This is a genomic window from Streptomyces chrestomyceticus JCM 4735 (assembly GCF_003865135.1).
Lineage (GTDB): Bacteria > Actinomycetota > Actinomycetes > Streptomycetales > Streptomycetaceae > Streptomyces > Streptomyces chrestomyceticus.
The window spans coordinates 8,356,727-8,363,948 of record NZ_BHZC01000001.1; the positions used below are offsets into that span (position 1 = coordinate 8,356,727).

General features: G+C 72.8%; 1 pseudogene. It reads left to right on the plus strand.

The window, feature by feature from the left end:
* Positions 1–21 precede the first annotated feature (21 nt).
* Positions 22–7,005 (plus strand): annotated as a pseudogene (locus EJG53_RS44305) (type I polyketide synthase); the annotation flags it as partial.
* Positions 7,006–7,222: the final 217 nt, after the last annotated feature.

The following is a 7,222-nucleotide window of genomic DNA, read 5'->3' on the forward strand; positions in this document are numbered from 1 at the left end:
ACATTTTGGTAAGGGATCCTGGTGGACAACCAAGAGAAACTCTTCGACTACCTCAAGAAGACCGCAGCTCAGCTCCAGGAGACGCGTAAGCGTCTGCACCGGCTGGAGGCCGCCGAGCAGGAGCCGCTGGCGATCGTCGGGATGGCGTGCCGGTTCCCGGGTGGAGTGGGCAGTCCGGAGGAGTTCTGGGAGTTCCTTGCTTCCGGTGGCGACGGCGTGGAAGGTTTCCCGACCGACCGTGGCTGGGACCTGGAAAGTGTTTACGATCCGGACGGTGAGCGCGAAGGCACCTCGTACGTCGCCCAGGGCGCGTTCCTGCGGGAAGCGGCCGAGTTCGACGCGGAATTCTTCGGGATCAGCCCGCGCGAAGCCCTCGCCATGGACCCGCAGCAGCGGCTGCTGCTGGAGACGTCCTGGGAGGCGCTGGAGCGCGCCGGCATCGACCCGACGTCGCTGAAGGAGAGCGCCACCGGTGTGTTTGCCGGTGGCTTCACCTCCGGCTACGGGCTCGGCATATCGATGAGCCAGGACGACTCCGGCGCTGAGGGGCACGTGCTTACCGGCAATGCGACCAGTGTCCTGTCTGGTCGGGTGTCGTATGTGCTGGGTCTGGAGGGCCCGGCTGTGACGGTGGACACGGCGTGTTCGTCGTCGTTGGTGGCGCTTCATCTGGCGGCGCAGGCGGTGCGGTCGGGTGAGTGTTCGCTGGCGTTGGCCGGTGGGGCGACGGTGATGGCGACGCCGGGTACGTTCATCGACTTCTCCCGGCAGCAGGGGCTGTCGGCGGATGGCCGGTGCCGGGCGTTCTCGGAGGATGCGGATGGTACGGGCTGGGCCGAGGGCGCCGGGATGGTGGTGGTGGAGCGGCTGTCGGACGCTCGCCGCAATGGCCACAAGGTGCTGGCGCTGTTGCGGGGCAGTGCGGTCAACCAGGACGGTGCGTCGAACGGTCTGACTGCACCCAACGGCCCCTCGCAGCAGCGGGTGATCCGTGCGGCGCTGGCCAGTGCGCGGTTGGCGCCGGGGGACGTGGATGTGGTCGAGGCCCATGGCACCGGCACCACACTCGGTGACCCCATCGAGGCCCAGGCACTGCTGGCCACCTATGGCCGGGATCGTGGCGAGGGCGACCCGTTGTGGCTGGGGTCGGTGAAGTCCAACATCGGTCACACCCAAGCCGCTGCGGGCGTGGCGGGTGTCATCAAGATGGTGCTGGCCCTCCAGCACGAGCAACTGCCGCAGACTCTGTACGCCGAGGTGCCGTCCTCGCACGTGGACTGGTCGGCGGGCGAAGTGCGGCTGCTCACCGAACCGGTGCCCTGGCCCTCTACCGGGGACCGGGTACGGCGGGCTGCCGTCTCGGCGTTCGGGATGAGCGGTACCAACGCCCACCTCGTCCTGGAGGAAGCCCCCGCACCGCAGGACGCCGAAGCCGCCGAGGAGCCCAAGGAACCGGAGACGGAACCGGACGGGCCGACTGCCCGGGTGCTGTCCGGGGAAGGCGCCGGTGCGGTCCGGGCCTGGCAGGTCTCGGGCCGGTCGGCGGCAGCGCCGGCGGCGCAGGCGGACCGGCTGCACGACTGGCTGACGGCCCGTCCGGAGCTGCGACCGGCCGATGTCGCCTGGTCGCTGGCGACCGTGCGGACAGCCTTCGAGCACCGTGCCGTCATCGTCGGCAGTGACGACCGCGCCGCGCTGCTGACGAGCCTGGAAAACCTCGCCGCCGGAACGCCGAACGGTGCGGTGGTGTCCGGAACGGCCCGCCCCGGCGTCCGGCCGGTGTTCGTCTTCCCTGGTCAGGGGTCGCAGTGGCTGGGGATGGGACAGGAGCTGGCGCGTACCTCACCGGTATTCGCGGCGCGACTGGCGGAGTGCGCTGCGGCGTTGGAGCCGTACGTTGACTGGTCGCTGACCGATGTCCTGGCGGGCACCGGAAACGCCCCTGCGTTGGAGGCGGCGGATGTGGTCCAGCCCGCGTTGTGGGCGGTGATGGTGTCGCTGGCTGCGGTGTGGGAGGCGGCGGGTGTCGCCCCGGATGCGGTGGTGGGCCATTCGCAGGGGGAGATCGCGGCGGCCACGGTCGCCGGGATGCTCTCGCTTGAGGACGGCGCGCGTGTGGTGGCCTTGCGGTCGCGTGCCCTGAAGGTGCTGGCGGGCGCGGGCGGGATGCTGTCCGTCAGCCGTCCGGCGGCGGAGGTTGAGGAACGCCTGGTCCGCTTCGGCGACAGGCTGTCCCTGGCGGCGGTCAACGGCCCGTCGGCCACCGTCGTCTCGGGCGAGCCGGAGGCCCTGGAGGAGCTGAGGGCGGAGTTCGAGGCGGAAGGGGCCAGGGCGCGCATGGTCGCGGTCGACTACGCCTCGCACTCCGCTCAGGTGGACCGGCTGGAGGAGGAGATCACCACCGTCCTGGCCGGAATCTCCCCGCGCCGGGGCCGGGTCCCGATGGTCTCCGCGATGACTGGCGAGACGCTGACCGGCGAAGAGCTGGACGCCGCCTACTGGTACCGCAGCCTGCGCACGACCGTACATTTCGAACGGGCGGTGCGCTCCCTGGCCGGCCAGGGGCAGCGGGTCTTCATCGAGGTGTCGCCGCATCCGGTGCTGTTGAGCGCGATGACGGACTCGTTGGAGGAAGCCGCGCTGGAGGCGGGTCCGGGTGCCGTGCCCGCTGCCCTGTGCGGGACGCTCCGCCGGGACGACGGCGGTGCGGAACGGCTGGTCACCTCGCTCGCCGAGGCGTTCGTCAACGGTGCTCCGGTGGACTGGGCGTCGGTGCTGCCCGTCGGTGAGCGGGTCGAGTTGCCCACCTACGTCTTCCAGCACCGCCGGTACTGGCCCAAGGGCCCGATGGTGGGGCTGCGCCAGGATGGCGGCGACGCACTGGCGCTGGGCCTCGGCGCGGTCGGCCACCCACTGTTCGGCGCTGCCGTCGAACTGGCCGGGGGCGACGGCGTGGTGTGCCTGGGACGGCTCTCGCTGCGTACCCACACCTGGCTGGCCGACCATGCCGTCGGTGGTGTGGTGCTGTTGCCCGGCACCGGCTTCGTGGAGCTGGCGGTACGCGCCGGCGACCAGGTCGGCTGCGGGCTCCTGGAAGAACTGACGCTGCACGCCCCGCTGGTGCTGCCCGCCGACGGCAGCGGGGTACAGCTCCAGGTCGCGGTGGCCGCACCGGACCCGGAGGGACGTCGCGGAGTCCGGGTCTTCTCCCGCCCCGAGGACGCCGCCGACCGGCAGCCGTGGACGCTGCACGCCGGCGGCACGCTCGGCCCCACCGCCGCGCCCGTACCGGCCGACCCGGACTTCGCGGTGTGGCCCCCGCAGGACGCGGTGCCGGCCGACGTCTCGGACGTCTACCCGGTGCGGCTGGCGGAGGTCTACGGCCCCGCCTTCCACGGGCTGCGTGCGGCCTGGCGGCGCGGCGCGGACGTCTTCGCCGAGGTGGCACTGCCCGAGGAGGCCGCGCAGCAGGCAGGCGCCTTCGGCCTGCACCCGGCGCTGCTGGACGCGGCGCTGCACGCCTCGTTCCTGGCCCAGCCGGCCGCCGCGCAGGAGACCGGGCAGGTCACCATGCCGTTCGCCTGGACCGACGTGGCACTGCACGCCGGCGGCGCCTCGGTGCTGCGGGTGCGGCTGCGCCAGGACGCACAGGGCGGACTCTCGCTGGCGGCCGCCGACGCCACCGGAGCCCCGGTGGTCACCGTGGGATCGCTGGTGCGGCGCCCGGTGTCGGCGGAGCAACTGCGCGCTGCCCGAGACGAGTTGGCCGACTCGCTCTTCGTCCAGGCATGGGCCGAGCTGCCCGATGGCGACGCACCGGCCGACGAGTGGGCGCTGCTCGGCGCCGACCGTTACGGACTGGCCGACGGGCTGGAAGCGGCAGGCGTGCAACTGCGCCCCTTCCTCAGCCTCCCCGAACTGGTCGCCGCGGCGCAGGCCGGTACCGGTGCCCCGCGGACCGTTGTGGTCTGCGCCGATGCCCTGTCCGACGAGGACGTGTTCGGCGAGAGCGCCGAGACCCCGGCGGACGAGGTGACGTCGGCGGGCAAGGAGGCGCCGACCAGCTCCCCACAACCGGCCGACCCGGCGCGCCACCTCCCGGGCGCGGCACACCGGGCCGGTGCCGCCGCGCTCCGCTTCGTACAGCAGTGGCTGGCCGAACCCGCTATGGAAGACCTCAAGTTGACGGTCGTCACCCGGGGAGCGGACGCGATCACCGACGAGGACGTGGTCGACCCGGCCGCGGCGGTCGTCCGCGGCCTGCTGCGGTCGGCGCAGGCGGAGAACCCGGACCGGTTCCTCCTGGCCGACCTCCCCGCGCGCGACGGCATTCCGCACGAGGCGGCGCTGCTGCCCGCGGCGCTGGGCAGCGGGGAGCCGGAGGTGGCGGTCCGCGGCCAGATCCGGTACGGCAGGCGTCTGGCCCGCCCCACGGGTGAGGTGACGCGGATCCAGTGGCCGTCCGACACCCGGGCCGACCCGGCCGCCCGCTCGCTGCTGGTCACAGGCGGCACCGGAACCCTCGGCGGGCTGGTGGCCCGGCACCTGGCGGCCACCGGCCGGGCCGGCTGCGTGGTACTGACCAGCCGTTCCGGCCCGGCCGCCACCGGTGTGGCCGCCCAGGCCGCCGAACTGGCCCAACTGGGCGTACGGGTCCGCATCGTCGCCTGCGACGCAGCCGACCGGGACGCCCTGGCCGCCGTGCTGGAGCAGATCCCGGCCGCGAACCCGCTGGGCTCCGTCGTGCACGCCGCGGGCATCGTCGACGACGGTGTGATCATGTCGCTGACGCCGGAGCGGCTGTCCGCGGTGCTGCGGCCGAAGGCCGATGCGGCCTGGCACCTGCACGAGCTGACGGCCGGACTCCAACTGGACCGGTTCGTACTGTTCTCGTCCGCCGCCGCCGTCTTCGGCTCGGCCGGCCAGGCCAGCTACGTGGCGGCCAACGCGTTCCTGGACGCCGTGGCCGCGCACCGCAGGGCCACCGGCCTGACAGGCACGTCGCTGCAACTGGGCCCGTGGGCTCACGAGGCCGGCATCGGCCGCAACCTGGACGCCACCTCCCTCGCCCGTATCGACCGGGGCTTCGTACCGCTGACCGCCGACGAGGGACTGGTCGTCCTGGACACGGCGCTGACCAGAGACGAAGCCGTGCTGATGCCCGCCAGACCGGACACCGCGGCGCTGCGCGCACAGACGGTGGCCGGCGGCGAGGTGCCGCCGCTGTGGCGGGCGCTGGCGGGGACATCCGCCCGGCGCACCGCCGCCTCCGGGGCTGCCGCCGGCTCCGGTACGGAGGCCGGCGAGGCACTGCGCCACAGGCTGGCCTCGGTCGGCGGCACCGAGCGGGACCGGCTCCTGCTGGAGCTGGTGCTCGCGCACGCCGCTGCCGTGCTGGGGCACGCCTCCCCGGACGCGATCGACGCCGGCCGGGCCTTCACCGATGTCGGCTTCGACTCGCTGACCGCGGTGGAACTGCGCAACCGGCTGAAGGCGCAGACCGGACTGCGACTGCCGGCCACGCTGGTGTTCGACCACCCCACCCCTGCCGCGCTCGCCACCTTCCTCCGCGGCGAACTGGCCGGGGACCTGCCCGCCACCGCCGTTCCCACCGCAACGATGGCAGTGGGCGCCGACGAGCCCATCGCGATCGTCGGCATGGCCTGCCGCTTCCCGGGCGGCGCGGCCGGCCCGGAACAGCTCTGGCAGTTGCTGGACTCCGGTACGGACGCGATCGGCCCGTTCCCCCGGGACCGCGGCTGGGACCTGGACCGGCTCCAGGACCCGGACGCGGAACGCACCGGCGTCTCCTACCAGCAGGTCGGCGGATTCGTACCGGACGCCGCCTCCTTCGACGCCGGCTTCTTCGGGATCAGCCCGCGCGAGGCGCTGGCCATGGACCCCCAGCAGCGGCTGCTCCTAGAGACCTCCTGGGAAGCGTTCGAGCGCGCGGGCATCGACCCGGCATCGGTGCGCGGCAGCCATACCGGCGCCTTCATCGGCGGCTACTCCTCCCGGTACGCCCACGACGCGTCGCTGGAGGGCACCGGCGTCGCCGAGGCGCACCTGGCGACCGGCAACGCGACCAGCGTGCTCTCCGGCCGGCTCTCCTACGTTTTCGGGCTGGAGGGCCCGGCGGTGACGGTCGACACCGCGTGCTCCTCGTCGCTGGTGGCGCTGCACATGGCCGCCCAGGCCCTGCGCGCGGGGGAGTGCTCGCTCGCTCTCGCGGGCGGCGTCACGGTCACCGCCACCCCGGACGTGTTCGTCACCTTCGCCACTGCGGGCGGGGTGTCGCTGGACGGCCGCTGCCGGTCCTTCGCCGCCTCGGCGGACGGCTCCGGCTTCGCCGAGGGGGTGGGCCTGCTGGTGGTCGAGCGGTTGTCCGACGCGCGGCGCCATGGGCACAAGGTCCTGGCTGTCGTACGGGGCAGTGCCGTCAATCAGGATGGTGCGTCGAATGGCCTGACCGCTCCCAATGGTCCCGCGCAGCAGCGGGTGATCCGTGCCGCGCTGGCCAACGCCCGTCTCACTCCTGGTGATGTGGACGTAGTTGAGGCGCACGGCTCGGCGACCAAGCTTGGTGATCCGATCGAGGCGCAGGCGTTGCTGGCTACCTACGGTCAGGACCGTCCGGAGGGCCGGCCGTTGTGGCTGGGGTCGGTGAAGTCCAACATCGGTCACACGCAGGCTGCTGCGGGTGTTGCGGGTGTCATCAAGACGGTGCTGGCTCTGCAGCATGAGCGGTTGCCGCGTACGTTGCATGTGGATGAGCCGACGCCGCATGTGGACTGGTCGGCGGGTGAGGTCAGGCTGCTGGCGGAGCCGGTGCCGTGGCCCGGTGGTGAGCGGGTGCGCCGGGCGGGTGTCTCCGGGTTCGGTATGAGTGGCACCAATGTGCACGTGATCCTGGAGGAGGCCCCGGCTGAGGAGGTGGACGCCGACGGGATACCCGCTCCGGTGACTACCGCCCCTGCGCTGCTTGCTGACGATGGTCCTACGGCGTGGTTGGTGTCGGGTCGGTCTGCGGAGGGTCTTGTTGCGCAGGCGGGTCGGTTGGGGAGTGGGCGGCTGGGCGTTCTGCGTTGCGGCCGGTTGATGTGGCGTGGTCGTTGGCGGCTGCGCGGGCGGTGTTGGAGCACCGTGGTGTGGTCGTGGCTGGCGACCGGGCGGGGTTGTTGGATGGCGTACGGGGGCTGGCGGCCGGTGAGGTGTCGCCGGG